We start from the raw sequence: 20,366 nt of genomic DNA on the forward strand, positions 1-20,366 counted from the left end.
TCTCACACTTGTTGTTGCATGATCGCGGCTTTCATCTGGACAGGGCGTCAAGCAGGAGCTAGAAGTCGAAAAGAGGTATTTTTTCCTGTTTGAACGGAGCCGGCCGTGCTCTCGCATGATCGTGTATGGGCCGCGATAGACGCCCTTGCGGAGCGTTATTCGCTGTCGGCCTCGGGTCTCGCCAAGCGCGCGGGCCTCGATTCCACGGCTTTCAACAAGTCGAAGCGGCAGTCGTCGGACGGGCGCCCGCGCTGGCCTTCCACCGAATCGCTGGCCAAGATCATCGAGGCCACCGGCGCCACGCTGAATGAGTTCATGGCGCTGGTCGAGAACAGGACGCCGGCCATGACCGGCTCCGGGCGTTCCTCGCAAAAAGCGGTGCCGCTGGTCGGTTTCGCGCAGGCCGGCGCGGGCGGCTATTTCGACGATGCCGGTTTCCCGGTCGGCCAGGGCTGGGACCTTGTCGAATTGCCGGCGCAATCGACCGATACGGCATACGCCCTGAAGGTCCAGGGCGATTCGATGCTGCCGCTTTACCGCAATGGCGACGTGCTGATCGTGGAACCGGGCGCCGTCGTGCGCCGGGGCGACCGCGTCGTTGTCAAGACCGGCTCCGGCGAGGTCATGGCCAAGGTTCTGGAGCGCCAGACGGCGGCGTTGATTTCGCTGCTCTCGCTCAATCCGGATCATCCCAACCGCGACATTGCCATGGTCGAGGTCGAGTGGGTGGCGCGGATCGTCTGGGCAAGCCAGTAGGCGCCGGCGTGAGGCTGATCCACGCCACCGCCGCCGTGCTTTTTCTGGGCGCAGCCGCGGCAGCTATCGTCGCAGGCGGGCGTATCGCCGACCATGGCACGAAGATCGCGATTTCATCGGAAGACATTCCGTCGCTCGATGCGTTGGGCGACGCGCCGACGGGCGATGGTAGTGCAGAAACCGGCGAACCCGTTGCCGAGACAAATCAGCAGCCCGCGGCCGCCGTCAAGGAAGGGAGTGGGCAGCAACCCGGCGAAGCCGCGGCTACACCACCTTCGCAACAGTCGGGACAGCCGGAAACATCGCCTCCGTCGCGTTCCATCGATCCGATGACGGCGCCGCCGCCGAGCGATACCGGGGCGCTGCAGCGGATCGAGCCGCGCGCGCCGCTGAGCAAGCTCTCGCTCGCGCTGCCACCCAAGCCCAAAATGCCGGACGAATGGAAAGGCACGCCGCTCTATCAGCCGGTTGCGCCGGCGGCCGGGCGCATCGACGCGAAAGGCTATTCGGTGGCGGTGTCGGGCATCGACATCGTCGCCGAGGACGAGACCTGCACCGACGAGGCCGGAAAGTCCTGGCCGTGCGGCTTGCGCGCGCGCTCGGCCTTCCGGGCGTTCCTCGGGCATCGCGCGGTGACCTGCACCGTACCGCCGGAAGGCGGGCGCGACCTGATCTCGGCCGATTGCCGCGTCGGCAAGGTTGATATCGGCCGGTGGCTGGTTTCGAACGGCTGGGCACGCGCCAGCGCCAGTGGTCGCTATGCGGAAGCCGGCAACAAGGCGCGAACCGAGAAGAAGGGCATTTTCGGCAAGGCACCGGATCTCGGCGGGTTGCCGCCGTCGCCGGCGCCGGTTTCAGCGCCGGCGACGGTACCGGACACGATCCTGGACGAAACCGGTGTCGCCGATCCGACGGCACCGGATGTTCGTCCTCCTGCCGGGCAGGTGCCCGGCGGCGATCCTACGCTGCGAGCTTTCCCGCCAGCGCCCGCGCAATGAGGTCGCGCGTCTCGGCGATGCCGTAGAGTTCGGCGAAGGAACCGAAGCGTGGGCCGCGCTCCTGGCCGATCAGCACCTGGTAGATCATCTGGAAGAAGGCGACCGACACGCCCGGCCCGCCTTCCGGGCTCTGCTTGGCATGATCCTGGTAGCGCTCGATGTGGCGCGCCACATTGAGGGTCGCGTTCTGGATCGCCTCGCCATTGGCGCCAGCCGGCAAGGCGCCGAGCGTATCCGACAGCTTGGCCAGCGCATCCTGTTCCACCTCGTCCGGCGCGCGGTAGACCTTGGTCGGTTTGACGAAGTCGTCGAAATAGCGGATCGCGTAGCCGGTCAGCCGGTCGAGCTCGGGATGGGTGGCGGCCGTCACACCCGGCGCATGGCGCGAGATGAAACCCCACAGCACATCCTTGTTCTGCGCGTTCGAGGCGCTGACCAGGTTGAGCAGCAGTGCGAAGGAGACCGGCATGTCGACGACAGGCGGGTTGCCGTCATGCATATGCCAGACCGGGTTGCCCAGCCGCTCCTTCCACTCCTGGCGCGGATAGGCGGCGAGGAAGGAATAGTACTCGTCCACCGCCTTCGGGATGACGTCGAAATAGAGCTTCTTGGCCTGGCGCGGGCGCTGGTACATATAGAGCCCGAGGCTCTCGGTCGGCGCATAGGTCAGCCATTCGTCGATGGTCAGCCCGTTGCCCTTCGACTTCGAGATCTTCTGGCCGTTCTCGTCCAGGAAGAGCTCGTACACGAAGTGCTCGGGCGCGCGGCCGCCGAGGATGTTGCAGATCTTGTCGTAGATGACGGCGTTGGTCTGGTGGTCCTTGCCGAACATCTCGAAATCGACGCCGAGTGCCGCCCAGCGCATGCCGAAATCCGGCTTCCACTGCAGCTTCACCTTGCCGCCGGTGATCGGCAGCGTCGTTTCCGTACCGTCCTCGTCGTTGAAGGTGATGGTGCCGGCCTTGGCGTCGACATGCTTCATCGGCACGTAGAGCACGCGGCCGCTGGTGGGCGAGATCGGCAGGAACGGGCTGTAGGTCGCCTGGCGTTCTTCGCCGAGCGTCGGCAGCATCACCTTCATGATGGCGTCGTATTTCTCCGCCGCGCGCAGCAGCACTTCGTCGAAGCGGCCGGACTTGTAGTAGTCCGTCGCGCTGGCGAACTCGTAGTCGAAGCCGAACGTGTCGAGGAAGCGGCGCAGCATCGCGTTGTTGTGATGGCCGAAGCTTTCGTAATCGCCGCCGAAGGGGTTCGGCACGACCGTCAACGGCATGTGCAGGTAGGGCTCGAGGGCTGCGCGGTCCGGCACGTTGTCCGGGATCTTGCGCATGCCGTCCATGTCGTCGGAGAAGCACAGCAGCTTGGTCTTGACCTTGCCTTGCGTCAGCACGTGGAAGGCGTGCCGCACCATGGTGGTGCGGGCCACCTCGCCGAACGTGCCGATATGCGGCAGGCCCGACGGGCCGTAGCCCGTCTCGAACAGCACTGTCTCGGGGAAGTCGCGGCCTTTATAACGCTCGACGATCTTTTTCGCTTCCTCGAACGGCCAGGCTTTGCTTTCGGCGGCCGCCGCGAGGAGTTCGGGATTGAGATCGATCGAGTTGGATATGGCCATTTCGTCTGCCTTGAAACAAGCCCGGCCACGCTGCCGGACGGCATGCTCTAGGCGCGCTGCACCGGAGCGTCAACGATTTCGGGCATTTTTCCTTGTTGCGGGCGGGTGGCGTTCCTAGCTTGGGAGGACCGACCCACCAACCCGAACGGAGAAACCATGCCCGGCCTGACCCCGCACGAAGCGCTGATCCATCTGATGGTGATCACCTCGGCTTCCGACCGCGACATGACCGACGTCGAGCTGGCACGGATTGGCGACGTCACCGGATCGTGGCCGGTGTTCGAGGACTTCAACCAGAGCCGCCTGATCTCGATCGCCCAACATTGCCAGCGCCTGTTGCACGAAAAGGACGGCTTGGACGGTGTTCTGGCCAAGGCCGCGGTGGCGCTGCCGGAAAGGCTGCACGACACCGCCTATGCCGCCGCCTTCGAGGTTGCGGCGGTCGATCTGGAAATGCGGCTGGAAGAGGTCCGTGTGTTGCAATTGATCCGCCGCGCGCTCGACCTCGACACGCTGACGGTTGCCGCCATCGAGCGTTCCGCCAAGGCGCGGCATCGGATGCTGACCTGATCGTCTAGTAGAAGCTGACCGGGAAATAGCGCAGGTAGAGTTCTGCGAAGGTGCCTTTGAGCGCGATCTGCTGCAGGGCGTAGTCGAGCGCTGTGGCAAGCGCCTGGTCTTCCGGCTTGACCGCGATGGCCAGCCCCGTGCCCAGATATTCAGGCGCCAGATAAGGCCCGCCGGCGAAGCGGCAGCAATCGGCAGCCTCCGATCCTGCCAGCCAGAAGCCGAGGCGCATGCCGTCGCCGAAGGCGGCATCGACCTTGCCGGCCTTGAGATCGGTGAGCAACGCTTCCTGGGTCGGGAAGGGGGCGATCGTCACCATGCCGAAATCTTCGCGCAGCATGCGTTCATGCGCCGAGCCCGTCACCACCCCGACACGCTTGCCCTTCAGTTTTTCATAGAGCGGCTCGGTGACGGTCTGCGCCTTGGGCATGATGAAGCGCGCCGGAAACTGCAGGTAGGAACGCGAGAACGCATATTGGCTGCGCGTCTCCTTGGTCACCGCGATACCGGCCATGATCGCTTCGCCATCGCCCTTGCGAAGGGCCGCGTCCAGTTCCGCCCAGGGCAGGGCCTGGATCTGGCATTTGTCGGCGACCGCAAGCTCGGCGCAGATGGCACGGGCGAGATCGACATGGAAACCGGAAAGCCGGCCGGCGGTGTCGAGGAAGTTGAACGGCGGAAAATCCGTGGTCGTCAGGAAGCGCAGGCGCGGCAACTGCGACAGATCCGGTTTCGGCAGGCGTTCATTGCCATCCCACAACATCGGCGGCTGCGGTTCGGCGGCGCGAACGGTGCCGGCGACGGGCAGCGTTGCCGTTACTAGCGCCAGTGCTGCGATCAGCCAGCGAAACGTCACGTCGGAACTCCCGGCAACAATGCTTGTCCGCTTTTCATATGAAACCGAGGCAACGACAATCCTTTTCCGCGAGGAATACGCTCATTTGAGTGCGCGCCGGCACGTCATTGGGCCGCCAGGCGGAAAAGATCGCGCTCGTCAGCTCCGCTCATCAAGACTCGAATACCGTCCGCAAGCACACAATTGCAACCATCAGTATAGTCTAATATGATCGGGTTGTGCCTCGGTTCGGTGCGTCTTGTGGTGTGCCCCATGTATCGTAGTCGGCTTTTCTTCCAGGAAGGAAGAAACCAGCGTCCTTTGGTCGACGCGATGGCGCGCCCGTCAGGCACTTTCGATTTTATTTCACGACAGCGATGCAGTCGCGCACAGCAAAGCGCGCGGCTGCCATCGGCACAATCTGCATAGGGGTGAACAAAGCAAATAATTCTGTTCGCGTTGATCGAACAGCAAGCTGGGGAGCTTGGGGGGAACATGCGGTCGATCGATTTCGAGGGCGGCGCTGCGGCGCCGTTCCCTGACGGGATGTTTGGGCAAACGGATGTCGCGATGGATCGCGATATTCATCTCGCCGAGGCCTTCTTTCCCGAACTCGCCGAATGGGGCGGCGTGTTGTCCAGATTGCGGATGCCGACCGATCTCGCCATCAGGATCGCCATCCGCGCCCGCCAAGAGGAAGGCGGCGATTTCGCCTCCGCGCTACTTGCTGCCGGCTTCTTTGAAGCGGGCATCATCGTGCAGGCGATCGCCGCGGAACTCGGCATCAAGGTGGCGACCGACATTGCCACGCAGCGGCTCGTCCTCAACGACGAACAGGCCCTGGCGCTGTTGCGACGCGACGATGCCCGCGCGGCGATCAGGCTGATCGAGCCCGACGGTGCCGTCTCCCTCCTGATCACGCCCCGGCACCTACGGCTCGAAGCCATGCGCAACTGGCTTTCCTTGCGGCCCACCTCCGCTGCCCGCCTGAAACTCGCCGATCCCCGGCTTTTGCGGGCTGCTGTTCTAGAAAGGGTCCGGCCCATCCTGACCAGGACCGCGGTCGCTGGCCTGTCCGACCGTTTCCCGGACATGTCCGCCCGCACGGTTTTGACCGGCTGGCAGGGCGTGGTTTTCGGTGGCGTCTCGATCGCGGTGCCGGTTGCTCTCATCCTGGCTTACGAACTTCTCCTGCTTGTCCTGCATATCCTGGCGACGATCTTCTTCTTCGGCTGCGTTTTGCTGCGGGTGACTGCGATGGCCGCCTTCAGGAAACCGGCCCCGGGCCGTTCGGATATCCCACGTCCCGGCGAGGACGCCCCAATCTTTTCGGTCCTTGTGGCGCTTTATGACGAGGCGGAAATGGTGCCCGATCTGCTGGCTGCCATGGATCGCCTCGAATGGCCGCGATCGCGCCTCGAAATCAAGCTGGTCTGCGAAGCCGACGATGTCGCGACACTGGCCGCGATCCGCCGGCATGGCCTGCCTGCCCATGTCGAAGTGGTCGAGGTGCCGCCGGTCGAGCCGCGCACGAAACCCAAGGCTCTGGCCTATGCTCTGCCGTTGTGCGCGGGTGAGTATGTCGCGCTCTACGATGCCGAGGACCAGCCACACCCAATGCAGCTCGCCGAAGCCTGGCAGCGGTTCCGCGCGGGCGGGCTGGATCTCGCCGTCGTCCAGGCTCCGCTGGAAATCTCGAACAAGGGTTCCGGCCCGATCGCCCTGATGTTCGGCTTCGAATATGCGGGCCTGTTTCGCGGCCTTCTGCCCTGGCTTGCAGGTTTGCGGGTGATGCTGCCGCTCGGCGGCACATCCAACCATTTCCGGCGGTCCGCGCTGGACGAAGTGGGCGGCTGGGACCCGTTCAACGTCACCGAGGATGCCGATCTCGGCTTGCGGCTGGCGCGCTTCGGTTATCGCGCGGAGACGATTTCCAGCCCGACCTACGAGGCGGCACCGCAATTATTCAGCGTCTGGCTGCCGCAGCGCAGCCGCTGGCTCAAGGGATGGGCGCATACCTGGCTGGTGCATATGCGCGAACCGATGGGACTGCTGCGTCAGGCAGGCCCTGCCTCCTTCCTGGTGGCGCAGGTGCTGTTTGCCGGCATGCTGATATCGGTGGTGATGCACCCCATACTTCTGGTCACGCTTCTCTGGAGCATGTTCCACATCCTGCAGGACAGTCCTGACAGTCCGTTGCGTTCGTTTCTGCTGACTGTCGACATCATCAACATCGTCGGCGGTTACCTGTCCTTCCTCCTGCTCGGCTGGCAGGCGTCGTCGCCACGCGAACGGAGCGATTTCTGGAAGGTGGTCCTGCTCACGCCGGTCTATTGGGTGATGATGTCGTGGGCCGGCTGGCGCGCGATTTGGAAGTTGTGGCGGCTGCCGCATCAATGGGAAAAGACCCATCACGAGCGGGCGGCCGCGCGGCAGTTCGCCGACGGCCAGCCCGCGCAAGCGTCTATTTGAGGCCGACGAAGGACGGACCTTCGCCAATGATCTTGCCGTCTTCCTTGCCGATCACGTCGAGGTCGCGGCCTTCATAGGGCAGTGCGCGCAGGATGCGGCGGATGACGGCCAGCCTGGCGCGGCGCTTGTCGTTGGCGCGCACGATGATCCAGGGTGCGTGGTTGGTGTGGGTGCGCCTGAACATTTCGTCACGCGCCTTGGTGTAGTCGTCCCACTTGTTCACGCCGGCGATGTCGATGGGCGAGAACTTCCAGTTCTTCAGCGGGCTGTGGCGGCGGTCGTAGAACCGGGCGAGCTGTGTCTCGCGTCCGATGTCGAGCCAGATCTTGAAGAAGTGGATGCCTTCATTGTGGATCATCTTCTCGAAATGCGGCACCTCGTCGAGGAAGTTCTCATGCTGCTCGGGCGTGCAGAACCCCATCACCGGCTCGACGCCGGCGCGGTTGTACCAGGAGCGGTCGAAGGAGGTGAGCGAACCGGCGGAGGGGAAATGGACGACATAGCGTTGGAAATACCATTGCCCCCTTTCGGTTTCGGTCGGTTTGGTCAAGGCCACGTTGTGGGCGCTGCGGGGATTGAGGAACTGGTGCAGCGCGAAGATCGTGCCGCCCTTGCCGGCGGCGTCGCGGCCCTCGAAAAGCGCCATCACGCGTTCGCCGCTCGCCTGCAGCCAGGCCTGCGCCTTCACCAGTTCGATCTGCAGGCTGACGAGCGTCTCGTCATACTCCTCGCTTTTGAGCTTCTTGTCATAAGGATAGCCGCCGGCGGTCAGCTTGTTGTCTTCGATCCAGGCGGGCAGCTGCGGGGCGTCGATGTCGAACACCCGTTCCTTGCCGCCCATCTTGACCTCCAGCGGTTCGGCGATCGGAATGCCGGCGGGCGGCGCAACCTTGTCTTTTTTCATCGATACGAACCTCTCCAACTTTCAAACTCATGCTATGGGGACGCATTAAAGGGGTCCAGCGGGAAGTTGGCATCGTGCCGCCCGGATGGATGGAGTGCATATGGCTGACGTGACGGGTGAGGATCGCCGTTCCGCGAATGGCGTTGTCGCAAGGTTCTGGGAGGGGCGCTGGCATCTTCTGGCCGGCCTGGCCGCGGTGCTGGTGGTTTATGATTTCGGCGGAGCCGCCTGGGCATTGCCGCTGGCCCTGGTGCTTGTGCTTGCCGCTGCCTTCGTGCCGACAATGCGCCCGCAGCGCGTGGCCGAAAAGGCGCGGGTGGTGGAGGCTGAGGGCTTGCAGCGGCTTTCAGGCGAATATCTGGCCGCGGCTGTCGCCGACCCGCTCATCATCTTCGACGGCGCCACCACCGTCGTGCATGCCAATGCGGCCGCCTTTGCAGCCTTTGGCGGCATGGCGCCCGGCCTGTCGCTGCCGCTGAAATTCCGCGCGCCGGAAATGCAGGCACTGCTCGACAGCGTCGTTTCCGGCAAGGTCGCCTCGGACGCCGTGGATTATGTCGAGAAGTTGCCGGTCGAACGCGTCTACCGGGTCAGCGCGTCCTCGGTCGGGCACGGCACCGAGCTTTACGTGCTGGTGTTCAAGGACCAGAGCGAGACGCGCCGCATCGACCGCATGCGCGCCGATTTCATCGCCAATGCCAGCCACGAGCTGCGCACCCCGCTGGCCTCGATCGCCGGCTTCATCGAGACGCTGCGCGGGCCTGCCCGCAATGACCCGGCGGCGCGCGAACAGTTTCTGCAGATCATGCAGAACCAGACCAGCCGCATGGCGCGCCTGATCGACGATCTCTTGTCCCTGTCGCGGCTGGAGATGAAGGCCTATCTGAAGCCGGGCGCGCGCGTCGATCTGCGCCAGACGCTGGAAAGCGTCATCGATTCCCTGGCGCCGCTGGCCAGGGACGGCGGGCTGGTCGTCGAACGCGACTTCGTCGAGGGCGCCCTCGATGTGCCGGGCGATCGCGACGAACTGTTCCAGGTGTTCGAGAACCTCCTGGAGAACGCCTGCAAATATGGCCAGTCGGGCGGACGGGTGCTGGTCACGGTAGCGCGCAGCACGGCGGGACCCGAGCCGACCGTCGACGTGACCATCCGGGATTTCGGGCCTGGCATCGCCGAGGAACACATTCCCCGCATCACCGAGCGCTTCTATCGTGTCGATGTCGAAACCAGTCGCGCCCAGAAGGGAACCGGCCTTGGTCTTTCCATCGTCAAGCACATCCTGACCCGCCATCACGCGCGCATCTCGATCCGCTCCGAGATCGGCAAAGGAGCGGCCTTCACGGTCCATTTGCCAGCAAACTAGATTTCGGCGGAAACGCATATTATGTCTGGGAAAAGCGTTTCGTCTTCCTGTCACATGGCTGGCGTATCAGCAGTCACTTGACGAGCGAATCGTCGCGTCGTTCCAGAAGGCCACGCCCATGCAGTCCGTGCACATTGTCAGCGCTTATGACGAGGAACTGAAGTTCCTGGCCAAGCGCATTGCCGCCATGGGCGGCCACGCGGAACGCATGGTGGAACAAGCCGTCGCCGCCCTGGTGAATGCCGATCCGGAACTCGCCCAGAAGGTGATCCGTGACGACATGGTGCTCGACGAAGGCCAGCGCGAGATCGACGACAAGGCCATCGTCATAATCGCCCGTCGCCAGCCGATGGCGACGGATTTGCGCGAGATCGTCGGCGCGATCCGCATCTCCGCCGATCTGGAGCGCGTGGGCGACCTCGGCAAGAACGTCGCCAAGCGGGTGATGGCGGTGACCGACGGGCGCGAGGCCACCAGCCTCTATCGCGGCCTGGAAGCGCTGGCCAATCTGGCGCTGACCCAGCTCAAGGAAGTGCTGGACGTCTATGCTTCGCGCGCCGTCGACAAAATCGGCTTCGTGCGCGACCGCGACGAGCAGATCGACGCCATGTACACCTCGCTGTTCCGCGAGCTTCTGACCTACATGATGGAAGATCCGCGCAACATCACGTCCTGCACGCATCTGTTGTTCTGCGCCAAGAATATCGAGCGCATCGGCGACCACGCCACCAACATCGCCGAGACCATCTATTATATCGTCACCGGCGAGCAGATGCCGGCAGAGCGGCCGAAGGAAGACAAGACCGATCGCGTCGTTATGCAGGCCGAACTCGCGCCGAAATGACGAATTCGCTCCGCGCGCGACACGCTTGCGTTGTGGCGGTCACGGGTTCACTCTGCTTCCAAGAATGAGGACTGGTCCCTTGGGAGGTGACGGTGGACCAAGTTCGCGCCTCCGCTGTTCAATCCCCCGCCGCCGGCATCGTCGCCTCGAGCGTCTACGTGGCCGGCAAGCGTGTGGCCGACATCCCGATCGAGGAAGCGGGCGAGTGGGCCCGCAAGGACGGCCATGTCGTCTGGATCGGCTTGCTCGAACCCGACCGTGAACTGCTCCGGCGCGTCCAGGCGCAGTTCAGCCTGCATGAATTGGCGATCGAGGACGCCGAGCACGCGCACCAGCGGCCGAAGCTGGAGCAATATGGCGACGCGCTGTTCATCGTCGCCCGCACGGCGCAACTGCTGGAGGGCCGCGTCACCTTCGGCGAGACGCATCTGTTCCTCGGCCAGGGTTATCTGGTCAGCGTGCGCCACGGCCCGTCAACCTCCTACGCCACCGTGCGCCAGCACTGGGAGAGTTGCCCGACCTCACTCGCCAAGGGTGAGGACTTCGTCCTCTACGCCATCCTCGACTTCATCGTGGACAATTATTTCCCCGTGCTGGAGCAGATCGAGGACGAGGTCGAGGCGATCGAGGATGGCGTGCTGGTCAAGCCGATGGACGCCAAGGCGATCGAGCGGCTCTATATGCTGCGGCGCGACCTGCTGCGCCTGCGCAACGCGGCGCTGCCGCTGGTGGAGGTCTGCCGCAGGCTGACCAGTTCCGAACTGCCGCAGATCCACACCTTCATGTATCCGCTGTTCCGCGACGTGACGGACCACATCCGCACCGTGCAGGAAAAGATCGACAGCCTGCGCGAAGTGCTGGCTTTCGCCTTCGAGGCCAGCCTGCTGGTCGGCCAGAGCCAGGAAACGGCGATCTCGAAGAAACTCGCCTCATGGGCCGCCATTCTGGCGGTGCCGACGGCATTTGCCGGCATTTACGGCATGAACTTCAACGACATGCCGGAACTGAAGATGCAATACGGCTATCCGGCCGTACTGGCAGCCATCGCCTCGATCTGCGCCTTTCTCTATTGGCGCTTCCGCAAGAATGGGTGGCTGTAAAAGAGGGCAGTAGGGAATAAGGGAATAAGGCAGTAGGGCAACAAATGAATGCCCTACTGCCTTATTCCCTTATTCCCTAGATTTACCGCGGCCGCCGGCGTTCCGAAGCGGGCTGGAAGGCAACGCGGGAATGATAGGAGCAATAAGGACCGCTTTCGCCGGCGTCGTTGCCGCAGAAGTGGAACTCCTCGGTCAGCGGGTCACCGTTCGGCCATTTGCAGGTGCGCTCGGTCAATTCGACGAGCTGCAGGCGACGGGAGATCGGCACCACCACGTTTTCGACCGGGCGCAGATACTGCCGTGCCACCGGCTCGGCGTCGAACTGCACCTGCAGGGCGGTAGCGCCGATCGAGGCGGTCACATGACGATGCGTGCTGGCGGCCCGCACCGTCGACTTGGTGGCTGTCGCGCCGCTGGAGGCGGCCTTCTTCTGGCGAGCCGGCGCAGCCGTTGTGCGACCGCGACCCGACAGCTTCAGGCGATGCACCTTGCCGATGACCGCATTGCGGCTCACTCCGCCGAGTTGGGCCGCGATCTGGCTCGCGCTCAGACCTTCCGACCACAGTTTTCTCAAGAGTTCGACTCGCTCGTCAGTCCAGTTCATAAGACTGCGCTCCTCTAAACCGCCCGGCACTTTCGGAATCCAAAACCAGTCCGGCTCTCGCCGGGCAGGCACCACATATACTGGGGTGATTAGATCCGCCGCACGAAATCTAGTTATTTCTCATTCACAATTACCGATGCGCTGACTCGGTGACAAGAGTCCCGGCGGCAACACGAATCGGATTTCGCAGTTTTCCCCAACTTGGCTGCATGCGACGCAACAGGTTGGGCCACGAGGGTTTGACAGGGTATCCTGAAAGACCTTTTCGTTGACTTCATGACCGAAAAACAGGATAAGCCGCACAGGGCCGCCGCTTGGGCGGCTTTTATTTTTCCGGTTCCGGAGCAGCATATAATGAGCGGTTCGGCGCTTTACGAGACCTTTGCTCGTGCACCCTTGGCTTTCGAGCGTGGGGAGGGTTCTTGGCTGGTGACGGACAAGGGCGAGCGATATCTCGATTTTGCCGCCGGCATCGCCGTCAACTCGCTCGGTCATGGCCATCCGCATCTGGTTTCGGCGCTGAAGGACCAGGCCGACAAGCTGTGGCACGTTTCCAATCTTTATGAGATTCCGGGACAGCGCCGGCTGGGCGAACGCCTGGTCGACGCGACCTTCGCCGACAAGGTGTTCTTCACCAATTCCGGTGCCGAGGCGCTGGAATGCGCGATCAAGACCGTACGTCGCTATCATTTCGTGACCGGCCATCCCGAGCGTTACCGTGTCATCACCTTCGAGGGCGCGTTCCACGGGCGTACGCTGGCGACCATCGCCGCCGGCGGTCAGTATAAATATCTTGAGGGCTTCGGCCCCAAGGTCGACGGTTTCGACCAGGTTCCCTTCGACGACATCGACGCCGCCGAGAAGCTGATCGGGCCGGAGACGGCGGCGATCTTGCTGGAGCCGCTGCAGGGCGAAGGCGGCATCCGTTCCTTCCCCGTTCAGTCGCTGAAGCGGCTGCGCCAGCTGTGCGACAAGCACGGCCTGCTTTTGATCTTCGACGAGGTCCAGTGCGGCATCGGCCGGACTGGCCGGCTGTTCGCCCATGAATGGGCCGGCGTCACGCCGGACCTGATGGCGATCGCCAAGGGCATTGGCGGCGGCTTCCCGATGGGCGCCTGTCTCGCCACCGACGAGGCCGCGCGCGGCATGACCGCCGGTGTCCACGGCACCACCTTCGGCGGCAATCCGCTGGCCATGGCGGTCGGCAATGCCGTTCTCGATGTCGTGCTGGCCGAAGGCTTCCTGGAGGAAGTCGGCCGTAAGGCGCTCTTGTTCAAGCAGGGCCTGGCTGCGATCGCCGACGAATATCCGGAAGTCATCGAAGGCATTCGCGGCGACGGGCTGATGCTCGGCATCAAGTGCTCGATGCCCAATGGCACGGTCAATGGCGCGCTGCGTGACCAGCATCTTCTCGCGGTGCCGGCAGGCGACAACGTCATCCGTCTGCTGCCGCCGCTGACCGTCACCGAGCCCGACATCCAGGAAGGGCTGAAGCGTATTCGCGGCGCTGCCAAGGGCCTGTCGGAAGCCGTCGCCGCGGCGGCCAAGTGATGCGGGCGATGTGATGAGCGTCCGGCATTTCACCGACCTTTCCACCGTTTCCGAAACCGATCTGCGCGCCATGCTGGATGACGCGGCGGTCCGCAAGGCCCGCCTGAAGGCCGGCGAGCGCTCCAAGCCGCTCGACGGCAAGGTGCTGGCGATGATCTTCGACAAGCCGTCGACGCGCACGCGCATCTCCTTCGATGTCGGCATGCGTCAGCTGGGCGGCGAGACCATCATGCTGACCGGCACCGAGATGCAGCTCGGCCGCTCGGAATCCATCGCCGACACCGCCAAGGTTTTGTCGCGTTATGTCGACGCAATCATGATCCGCACCACCGCGCATGAGCGGCTGATCGAGCTGACCGAGAACGCCACCGTTCCCGTCATCAATGGGCTGACCGACGAAACCCATCCCTGCCAGCTGATGGCCGACATCATGACGTTCGAGGAACATCGCGGGCCGGTCGCCGGCAAGACCTTCGCGTGGACCGGCGACGGCAACAATGTGCTGCATTCGCTGATCGAGGCCTCCGCCCGTTTCTCGTTCGACCTGAACGTCGCCGTGCCGGAGGGCAGCGAGCCGGAACCGAAGTTCGTCGACTGGGCCAAGGGCAATGGCGGCAAGATCCGTTTCACCCGTTCGGCCGAGGAAGCCGTCAACCTGGCCGACTGCATCGTCACCGACACCTGGGTGTCGATGGGGCAGGAACACAGGGCGCGCGGCCACAACGTCTTCGTGCCCTATCAGGTCAACGCCGCGCTGATGGCCAAGGCCAAGCCGGATGCCTTGTTCATGCATTGCCTGCCGGCCCATCGCGGCGACGAAGTCACCGACGAGGTCATCGACGGCCCGCACTCGGTGGTCTTCGACGAGGCCGAGAATCGGCTGCACGCTCAGAAGGCGGTGCTCGCCTGGTGCCTGGGCGCTTGATACTGGACTGCGTGATGCCTATCTCCCCGGCATCACGCAAATCGTTGGCGTTGGAAGGCATGTTCCCGGCCGGGAAGCAGTGCCGCGCCGGGGAGTTTTATTATGTTGGAAACCACGCAGTTGACTGAACGCGAACCCAAACTTGGCGAATTCGGCCACGCCGGCGACGACCATGTCGTGCCGTTCGAGGTCGGCGCGCTCGATGTGCGCGGCCGCGCCGTGCAACTTGGCCCGATGCTGGACGCCATCCTGTCGCGCCACGATTATCCGGAACCCGTCGCACGATTGCTGGCCGAGGCCTGCCTCGTGACGGTTCTGCTCGGCACGTCGCTGAAGTTCGAGGGCAAGTTCATCCTGCAGACCCGCACCGACGGGCCGGTGGACATGCTGGTCGCCGATTTCTCGACGCCGCATGCATTGCGCGCCTATGCCCGTTATGACGCCGACAGGCTGGCCGCGCTGACGGCGGCCGGCGACGTGGCGCCCGAAACCCTGCTGGGTTCCGGCGTGCTGGCACTGACCATCGACCAGGGTGAGTATACGCAGCGCTACCAGGGCATCGTCCAGCTCGACAACATCTCGCTGGAGGAAGCCGCGCGCACCTATTTCCGGCAGTCGGAACAGATCCCGACCGACCTCAGGCTCGCGGTGGCCAAGCAGATCCTGCCCGGCGGTCGTCAGCAGTGGCGCGCCGGCGGCGTGCTGGCGCAGTTCCTGCCCGAGGCACCGGAGCGCATGCGCGTGCCGGACCTTCCGGGCGGTGACGGCGATGTTGCCGAAGCCGTTCTGCAGCCGGTCGACAATTCGTGGCAGGAACTTCTGGCGCTTCTGGCGACGGTCGAGCCTGCCGAACTGATCGACCCGATGGTTGGAACCGAGCGGCTGCTCTACCGGCTGTTCCACGAGCATGGCGTGCGTGTGTTCGATGAGATCCACGTTGCCGACGATTGCTCGTGCTCGCCGGATAAGATCCGCGGCATTCTTGGCGGTTTTTCCGCCGAGGAGATCAAGGACAGCACCGAGGACGGCAGAATCCGCGTCGATTGCGAGTTCTGCTCGAAGCGCTACGACTTCGACCCGGCTGAGTTTGTCGCCGGGCAATAACACGAAGGACGGGGCGGGATTTCCCGCCCCGTTCCAGTTCGTCCTTCCGCTGGCTCGCTGACCGCCAAGCAGGAGACGTCCGGTTCCAGCCGCGAGCAGAAGCTGCGCGTCGTCGCGCGCAAATCCGGTAAGGGCGACCGCATCGATCTGGTGTTCATGGTGGGCCGGCCAGAAGGCGCCACGCGCAACGCCATCTGCCGCGTCATCGAAGATGCCGCGAGCTAGGCGCAAGCCAAAAAACAGTTCTCTTTGTTTTTCCAACACCCCGGAGACCGCCAGGTTTCCGGTTTTTTCGCAACGCGCCGAGGCTTGGAGCATCATTTCTCGTCGGTGTGGGTCTGCTTCAGCATATCCGCGAACAGGGCGTCCCATTCGGCCTCGTTCAGGCCGATCAGGCCGAGCGACCTGAGCAGGAACGCACCTTCGCCGGCCAGGAAGGCCAGGGCGATCTTCCTGTCCGCCGGTTTTGCCAGATCGAGGCCGGCGAGAAGGCTGTTGTACCAGTCACGGGTCTCGGCCACGCGCTCGGGCGCCTCCAAAAGGGCCGTCATCATGACGGCGGATCGCGAGTGCTCCGCCTCGTCCTCGTGTCTGGTGACCGAAAGATGAGCACGAATCCGCGAAGTCGGTGACGGTTCAGGCCCTGCTTCCTGCGTGACCTTGCTTTCGAACGCGTCAGCCCAGCGGGCGATCATCGCGCGGATCAGATTGTCCTTGGTGCCGAAGCAATATTGCACGCCGCTCTTGGTGATGCCCGCGGCTTTCGCCACGGCATCGAAGCTCAGCCCCGACGCTCCCATCTCGGTCACAATCGCTTCGGCGGCGTCAAGGACCTTGTCGCGGTCGATGCTGCGTGGTCGTCCGGACATCTTACCTCTTCCATTTCAATACGAACGTATTTATATAGCGGCACGCGGCGGGGCAAGCCCGCCAAGGTGAGTAGATTGAAGGAAGGTATCATGTCCCCGAGCAACCGCTGGCTGGTTCTCGCCATCGTGTCGAGCGCGCTGTTCCTGATCGTCATCGACATGACGGTGCTTTACACCGCGCTCCCCACGCTGACGCATGAGCTGAGGGCGACGGCGACCGAGAAACTCTGGATCATCAACGCTTATCCCCTTGTCGTCGCCGGTCTCCTGCCGGGCGTCGGTACTTTGGGCGATCGGCTCGGCCACAAGCGCATGTTCATGGCGGGACTTGTCGTGTTCGGCCTGGCTTCGCTGGGCGCCGCGTTCTCCCCGACGCCAGCCTGGCTGATCGCGGCGCGGGCGCTGCTCGCGGTCGGCGCTGCCATGATGATGCCCGCCACCCTGTCGCTGATCCGGCTGACTTTCATCGACGAGAAGGAACGGGCTTTCGCGATCGGCGTCTGGGCGGCCGTGGCCTCCGGCGGAGCCGCGTTCGGCCCGGTGGTCGGCGGCGCGCTGCTGGAGCATTTCTGGTGGGGATCGGTCTTCCTGATCAATGTGCCGGTGGTGATCGTCGCTCTGCTCGCCGGCGCGACCTTGCTGCCCAGCCGGCCGGGCAACAGCGATCACCCCTGGGATCTCGTCGGCTCCATTCAGGTGATGGTCGGGCTGGTGGGCCTGACCTACGCCATCAAGGAACTCGCCAAGCGCGATCCGTCATGGCTTGCCGCCGGCCTGGCTTTCGCCGTCGGTCTCCTCGCCATGGTCGTCTTCGTTCGCCGCCAACTCGCCAGCCGCTCGCCGCTGATCGACTTTTCGCTCTTCGCCAATCCGCGCTTTTCCGCCGGTGTCGCGACAGCCATGGTGGCGTCGGCGGCATTGATCGGCGTCGAGCTGGTGTTCAGCCAGCGCCTTCAGCTCGTGCTCGGCCTCTCGCCGCTGCAAGCCGGCCTCGTCATCCTGCCTATCCCTCTCGCGGCCTTCATCGCCGGTCCTGTCACCGGTCTGGCGCTACCCCGGATTGGCGCGGTGCGCGTGCTTTGGTCCTCGCTGCTTTTGGCCGGCGCAACACTCGCCGCCTATCTCATGGTGTATCGAGGTGAAACCTGGCTGTGGCTCACGGCGCTGTCGGCGATGGGCTTTGGCTTCGGCGCGGCAATGACGGCCGCATCCAGCGTCATCATGCTGTCGGCCCCCGAGGAGAGGGCCGGCATGGCGGCCTCCATCGAGGAAGTGTCCTTTGAACTTGGCGGCGCGCTCGGCATCGCCTTTCTCGGCAGCCTGATGTCGGCGCTCTACACATACGCGCTGGTGTTGCCCAACGGGATCGCCGCGCAGGCAGCCGACAGTCTGGACGAGGCACTGCTGATCGCCGAGAGGCTGGGGCCGACCGAAGCGACCGAACTCACACGGCTCGCGGGTGCCGCATTCGACCAGGCTTTTGTCGGCGTGATCGCCGCGGCAGCGGCGCTGCTGATCCTTGTCAGCCTGGTTATCTGGCGTCGGACCGCCACGGCGTGATGAGCGCTGCATCGAAGCTGCCTTTCTCTCCCCGTTTACGGGGAGAGATGCCCGGCAGGGCAGTGAGGGGCAGAGCCGGCTCCTGCCCGCTTGGTGCCGCCCCTCATCCGGCCCTTCGGGCCACCTTCTCCCCATGAACGGGGAGAAGGGGAAGCCGCTCTCCTAATTCACGACGCGCCTGGCATTCGGCAGGTCCAGCGAAAAGGCTGGGATGGCGATGTCGAACCGCTCGCCGCGCGCATTGCGCATGGTATAGTGCCCGACCATGATGCCGGACGGCGTCGAAAGCGGGCAACCGGACGTGTATTGATAGCTGTCGCCGGGGTTCAGCTCTGGCTGTTCGCCGACAACGCCGGCGCCGCGCACCTCTTCCACATGCCCGGTGCCGTCGGTGATATGCCAGTAGCGCGACAGCAATTGCACGAACTCGTCCGAACGGTTGTCGATCGTCACGCGGTAGCCCCAGAAATAGCGGCCCTCGGCCGGATCCGACCGGTCTTCAAGGTAGAACGGTTCCACCTCGACTCTGATATCTCGGGTAACGGCACTGTACATGGGCGACTCGCAGGACAACCAAGGCAAGTTTCCGTCCTCGATCCATCATGGTCAACCTTCTGTCATGTGCGCGACATGAAACGGTGATGGTGTGCCCCCGATGGCGGCCGGCCCGAGGATGATTCACGGACGCCTGACAAAGGGCTTCAGGCCGCGTTTCCGGGAGTGACCTGACTTCATGGACCTGACAACCGCAGCCGCCTCGCTCTCCGCCTTTCTGCTTCTCGTCAACTTGGTTTCCATTGCGCTCGCCTGGTCGCAACTGGAGCGTCGCCGCACGTTGCGACCGCCCGGTGAACAGGCGCCGCCGGTTTCGATCGTGGTGCCGGCGCGCGGCGTCGAGCCGTTCACCGCCGAGACGCTCGAACGCGCCTTCCGGCTCGACTGGCCCAGCTATGAATTGATTTTCTGCGTTGCCCATTCGGACGACGCCGTCGTGCCGGCGATCCGCGCCGCCATGGCGCGATTTCCGCATATACCGACGCGGCTACTCACCGGCGACGACCGCATCAGCGGCAATCCCAAACTCAACAATTGCGTCAAGGGCTGGGAGGCTGCGCATCACGACTGGGTGATCCTGGCGGATTCCAACGTGCTGATGCCGCGCGACTATATCCAGCAGATGATGGGTGCATGGCGCGCCGACAGCGGCCTCGTCTGCTCGACGCCGGTCGGCTCGCGCCCCGACGGTTTCTGGGCCGAGGTCGAATGCGCCTTCCTGAACACCTTGCAGGCGCGCTGGCAATACACCGGTGCCGCCGCCGGCCTTGGCTTCGCGCAGGGCAAGAGCATGCTGTGGTCGAAGCCGTTGCTTGATGCCAATGGCGGCATTTACGCGCTGGCCGCCGAGATCGCCGAGGACGCCGCCGCGACCAAGCTGGTCAACGGGCTCGGCCTCAAGGTCCATCTGGTCGCCTCGCCCTTCGAACAGCCGCTTGGCTATCGCACCCGTGAAGCCGTGTGGTCGCGCCAGGCCCGTTGGGCGCGGCTGCGGCGGGTCACCTTCCCGTTCTTTTTCGCGCCGGAAATCTGCGTCGGCGCGGCCATTCCGCTGCTGCTGGCACTGATCGCGGCGGCAAGCGCCGAGGTCAGCCTGTTCTGGACGACGCTCGCGGTGCTCGCGGCGGTCTATTTGCCCGAATATGCGCTGGCCGTGGCCAAGGGCTGGTATGCCTCGCCGCGGCTGATCCCCGCGATGATGGTTCGCGATGTCATGCTGCCGGCGGTGTGGCTGCGCGGCTGGGTCGGTGGCGCCATCGACTGGCGCGGCAACACCATGAACATCAGCACCAAATCCGACGAGCCCGAAGAGGTGCTCTCGGGCGCCTGATCTTCGCCGCCGTATCGTTCGCGTCCGCTTTGCGGCATGATCGGCTGCGAGGGAGGTGGGCGATGCTGACTGAGGAACGGTTCTGCAAGCTTGCGCTCGGCTTTCCCGAAGCCGTCCAAAGTGGTCATTTCGACGTGACGGATTTCCGCGTGCGCGGCAAGATATTCGCCACGCTGCGGCCGAAGGACGGCCGCGCCGTCGTCAAGCTCTCGCCCGACGAGCAACGCCTCCTGATGGAAACGGCCGCCGGCCAGTTCGAGCCGATCCCAGGCTCCTGGGGCCAGAGGGGCTGGACGCGCGTCGTTCTCGACATGGCGGACGAGGCAAGCGTCCGCCATGCCATGGCGATGGGCTGGCGCTCGGTCGCGCCGAAAACGTTGCTCCAGGCCGCCCCTTAACGAGGCGGCCCGAGCC

General features: G+C 64.2%; 19 protein-coding genes. 13 read left to right on the plus strand and 6 right to left on the minus strand.

The features are described from left to right. The first annotated feature begins 105 nt into the window (after window positions 1-105). Together AB4136_RS22520 and AB4136_RS22525 are read left to right on the plus strand one after the other, a co-directional pair. Complete coding sequence (locus tag AB4136_RS22520; protein WP_024925960.1) at window positions 106-756, plus strand: S24 family peptidase; 651 nt, start codon at window positions 106-108, stop codon at window positions 754-756. 8 nt (window positions 757-764) lie between these two features. Next, a complete protein-coding gene (locus AB4136_RS22525) occupies window positions 765-1,754 on the plus strand; it encodes a thermonuclease family protein (RefSeq protein ID WP_024925961.1) in 990 nt (329 codons plus the stop codon). On the opposite strand, the gene AB4136_RS22530 is transcribed toward AB4136_RS22525, so the two are convergent. Continuing rightward, a complete protein-coding gene (locus AB4136_RS22530; protein ID WP_024925962.1) occupies window positions 1,717-3,369 on the minus strand; it encodes a lysine--tRNA ligase in 1,653 nt (550 codons plus the stop codon). The two genes, AB4136_RS22525 and AB4136_RS22530, sit on opposite strands and share 38 nt — an antisense overlap. A gap of 156 nt (window positions 3,370-3,525) precedes the next feature. Between AB4136_RS22530 and AB4136_RS22535 the strand changes: the two genes are divergently transcribed. Then, window positions 3,526-3,939 carry a tellurite resistance TerB family protein gene (locus tag AB4136_RS22535; RefSeq protein ID WP_024925963.1) on the plus strand — a complete coding sequence of 138 codons (414 nt, stop codon included), beginning with the start codon at window positions 3,526-3,528 and terminating at the stop codon, window positions 3,937-3,939. A gap of 4 nt (window positions 3,940-3,943) precedes the next feature. Here the strand turns inward: AB4136_RS22535 and AB4136_RS22540 are convergent, their stop codons facing one another. Next, window positions 3,944-4,792, minus strand: coding sequence for a transporter substrate-binding domain-containing protein (locus tag AB4136_RS22540; RefSeq protein ID WP_024925964.1), 849 nt, complete (start codon window positions 4,790-4,792; stop codon window positions 3,944-3,946). Between the two features lie 549 nt (window positions 4,793-5,341). On the opposite strand from AB4136_RS22540, the gene AB4136_RS22545 reads away from it, so the two are divergent. Then, on the plus strand, window positions 5,342-7,243 hold the full coding sequence (locus tag AB4136_RS22545; protein WP_065998145.1) for a glycosyltransferase family 2 protein: 1,902 nt from the start codon (window positions 5,342-5,344) through the stop codon (window positions 7,241-7,243). Here the strand turns inward: AB4136_RS22545 and ppk2 are convergent. After that, a complete protein-coding gene (gene ppk2, locus AB4136_RS22550; protein ID WP_024925966.1) occupies window positions 7,236-8,147 on the minus strand; it encodes a polyphosphate kinase 2 in 912 nt (303 codons plus the stop codon). The genes AB4136_RS22545 and ppk2 overlap by 8 nt on opposite strands. Before the next feature lie 100 nt (window positions 8,148-8,247). Between ppk2 and AB4136_RS22555 the strand changes: the two genes are divergently transcribed. The 3 genes from AB4136_RS22555 to AB4136_RS22565 all read left to right on the plus strand — a co-directional run bounded on the left by AB4136_RS22555 (window position 8,248) and on the right by AB4136_RS22565 (window position 11,454). Then, the gene (locus AB4136_RS22555; RefSeq protein ID WP_024925967.1) at window positions 8,248-9,510 is read left to right on the plus strand and encodes an ATP-binding protein; all 1,263 of its coding nucleotides are present in this window, start codon (window positions 8,248-8,250) and stop codon (window positions 9,508-9,510) included. A 118-nt stretch (window positions 9,511-9,628) separates the two neighbouring features. Beyond that, the gene (gene phoU / locus AB4136_RS22560) at window positions 9,629-10,354 is read left to right on the plus strand and encodes a phosphate signaling complex protein PhoU (protein ID WP_024925968.1); all 726 of its coding nucleotides are present in this window, start codon (window positions 9,629-9,631) and stop codon (window positions 10,352-10,354) included. Between the two features lie 92 nt (window positions 10,355-10,446). Further along, entirely contained in the window at window positions 10,447-11,454 is a 1,008-nt protein-coding gene (locus tag AB4136_RS22565) for a magnesium and cobalt transport protein CorA (RefSeq protein ID WP_024925969.1), read from the plus strand. A gap of 82 nt (window positions 11,455-11,536) precedes the next feature. Here AB4136_RS22565 and AB4136_RS22570 read toward each other — a convergent pair whose 3' ends face one another. Continuing rightward, window positions 11,537-12,058, minus strand: a complete 522-nt coding sequence (locus AB4136_RS22570; RefSeq protein ID WP_024925970.1) for a GcrA family cell cycle regulator — start codon at window positions 12,056-12,058, stop codon at window positions 11,537-11,539. Between the two features lie 354 nt (window positions 12,059-12,412). Between AB4136_RS22570 and AB4136_RS22575 the strand changes: the two genes are divergently transcribed. The 3 genes from AB4136_RS22575 (at window position 12,413) to AB4136_RS22585 (ending at window position 15,638) form a co-directional block, all read left to right on the plus strand. Next, complete coding sequence (locus AB4136_RS22575) at window positions 12,413-13,609, plus strand: aspartate aminotransferase family protein (protein ID WP_024925971.1); 1,197 nt, start codon at window positions 12,413-12,415, stop codon at window positions 13,607-13,609. A 13-nt stretch (window positions 13,610-13,622) separates the two neighbouring features. Next, window positions 13,623-14,534 carry an ornithine carbamoyltransferase gene (gene argF, locus AB4136_RS22580; protein ID WP_024925972.1) on the plus strand — a complete coding sequence of 304 codons (912 nt, stop codon included), beginning with the start codon at window positions 13,623-13,625 and terminating at the stop codon, window positions 14,532-14,534. A gap of 102 nt (window positions 14,535-14,636) precedes the next feature. Then, on the plus strand, window positions 14,637-15,638 hold the full coding sequence (locus tag AB4136_RS22585) for an Hsp33 family molecular chaperone (protein ID WP_024925973.1): 1,002 nt from the start codon (window positions 14,637-14,639) through the stop codon (window positions 15,636-15,638). Window positions 15,639-15,955: 317 nt separating this feature from the next. Here AB4136_RS22585 and AB4136_RS22590 read toward each other — a convergent pair whose 3' ends face one another. Further along, window positions 15,956-16,507: a TetR/AcrR family transcriptional regulator gene (locus AB4136_RS22590; RefSeq protein ID WP_024925974.1), complete on the minus strand. Its 552-nt coding sequence runs from the start codon at window positions 16,505-16,507 to the stop codon at window positions 15,956-15,958. A gap of 90 nt (window positions 16,508-16,597) precedes the next feature. On the opposite strand from AB4136_RS22590, the gene AB4136_RS22595 reads away from it, so the two are divergent. Then, window positions 16,598-18,067, plus strand: coding sequence for an MFS transporter (locus tag AB4136_RS22595; protein WP_024925975.1), 1,470 nt, complete (start codon window positions 16,598-16,600; stop codon window positions 18,065-18,067). A 162-nt stretch (window positions 18,068-18,229) separates the two neighbouring features. Here AB4136_RS22595 and apaG read toward each other — a convergent pair whose 3' ends face one another. Then, window positions 18,230-18,622: a Co2+/Mg2+ efflux protein ApaG gene (gene apaG, locus AB4136_RS22600; protein WP_024925976.1), complete on the minus strand. Its 393-nt coding sequence runs from the start codon at window positions 18,620-18,622 to the stop codon at window positions 18,230-18,232. A 178-nt stretch (window positions 18,623-18,800) separates the two neighbouring features. Here apaG and AB4136_RS22605 point away from each other — a divergent pair, with 178 nt between their 5' ends. After that, window positions 18,801-19,952, plus strand: a complete 1,152-nt coding sequence (locus AB4136_RS22605; RefSeq protein ID WP_024925977.1) for a glycosyltransferase — start codon at window positions 18,801-18,803, stop codon at window positions 19,950-19,952. Window positions 19,953-20,014: 62 nt separating this feature from the next. Next, window positions 20,015-20,350 carry an MmcQ/YjbR family DNA-binding protein gene (locus tag AB4136_RS22610; protein ID WP_024925978.1) on the plus strand — a complete coding sequence of 112 codons (336 nt, stop codon included), beginning with the start codon at window positions 20,015-20,017 and terminating at the stop codon, window positions 20,348-20,350. Window positions 20,351-20,366: the final 16 nt, after the last annotated feature.

Origin of the sequence: Mesorhizobium sp. 2RAF21, from assembly GCF_052115345.1 — a bacterium.
Lineage (GTDB): Bacteria > Pseudomonadota > Alphaproteobacteria > Rhizobiales > Rhizobiaceae > Mesorhizobium > Mesorhizobium terrae.

Coding starts and splice junctions, on each gene's coding strand:
- AB4136_RS22530 (WP_024925962.1), bottom strand. CDS start 3,369: ATGGCCATATCCAACTCGATCGATCTCAATCCCGAACTCCTCGCGGCG.
- AB4136_RS22535 (WP_024925963.1), top strand. CDS start 3,526: ATGCCCGGCCTGACCCCGCACGAAGCGCTGATCCATCTGATGGTGATC.
- AB4136_RS22545 (WP_065998145.1), top strand. CDS start 5,342: ATGGATCGCGATATTCATCTCGCCGAGGCCTTCTTTCCCGAACTCGCC.
- ppk2 (WP_024925966.1), bottom strand. CDS start 8,147: ATGAAAAAAGACAAGGTTGCGCCGCCCGCCGGCATTCCGATCGCCGAA.
- AB4136_RS22555 (WP_024925967.1), top strand. CDS start 8,248: ATGGCTGACGTGACGGGTGAGGATCGCCGTTCCGCGAATGGCGTTGTC.
- phoU (WP_024925968.1), top strand. CDS start 9,629: ATGCAGTCCGTGCACATTGTCAGCGCTTATGACGAGGAACTGAAGTTC.
- AB4136_RS22570 (WP_024925970.1), bottom strand. CDS start 12,058: ATGAACTGGACTGACGAGCGAGTCGAACTCTTGAGAAAACTGTGGTCG.
- AB4136_RS22575 (WP_024925971.1), top strand. CDS start 12,413: ATGAGCGGTTCGGCGCTTTACGAGACCTTTGCTCGTGCACCCTTGGCT.
- argF (WP_024925972.1), top strand. CDS start 13,623: ATGAGCGTCCGGCATTTCACCGACCTTTCCACCGTTTCCGAAACCGAT.
- AB4136_RS22585 (WP_024925973.1), top strand. CDS start 14,637: ATGTTGGAAACCACGCAGTTGACTGAACGCGAACCCAAACTTGGCGAA.
- AB4136_RS22590 (WP_024925974.1), bottom strand. CDS start 16,507: ATGTCCGGACGACCACGCAGCATCGACCGCGACAAGGTCCTTGACGCC.
- AB4136_RS22595 (WP_024925975.1), top strand. CDS start 16,598: ATGTCCCCGAGCAACCGCTGGCTGGTTCTCGCCATCGTGTCGAGCGCG.
- apaG (WP_024925976.1), bottom strand. CDS start 18,622: ATGTACAGTGCCGTTACCCGAGATATCAGAGTCGAGGTGGAACCGTTC.
- AB4136_RS22605 (WP_024925977.1), top strand. CDS start 18,801: ATGGACCTGACAACCGCAGCCGCCTCGCTCTCCGCCTTTCTGCTTCTC.
- AB4136_RS22610 (WP_024925978.1), top strand. CDS start 20,015: ATGCTGACTGAGGAACGGTTCTGCAAGCTTGCGCTCGGCTTTCCCGAA.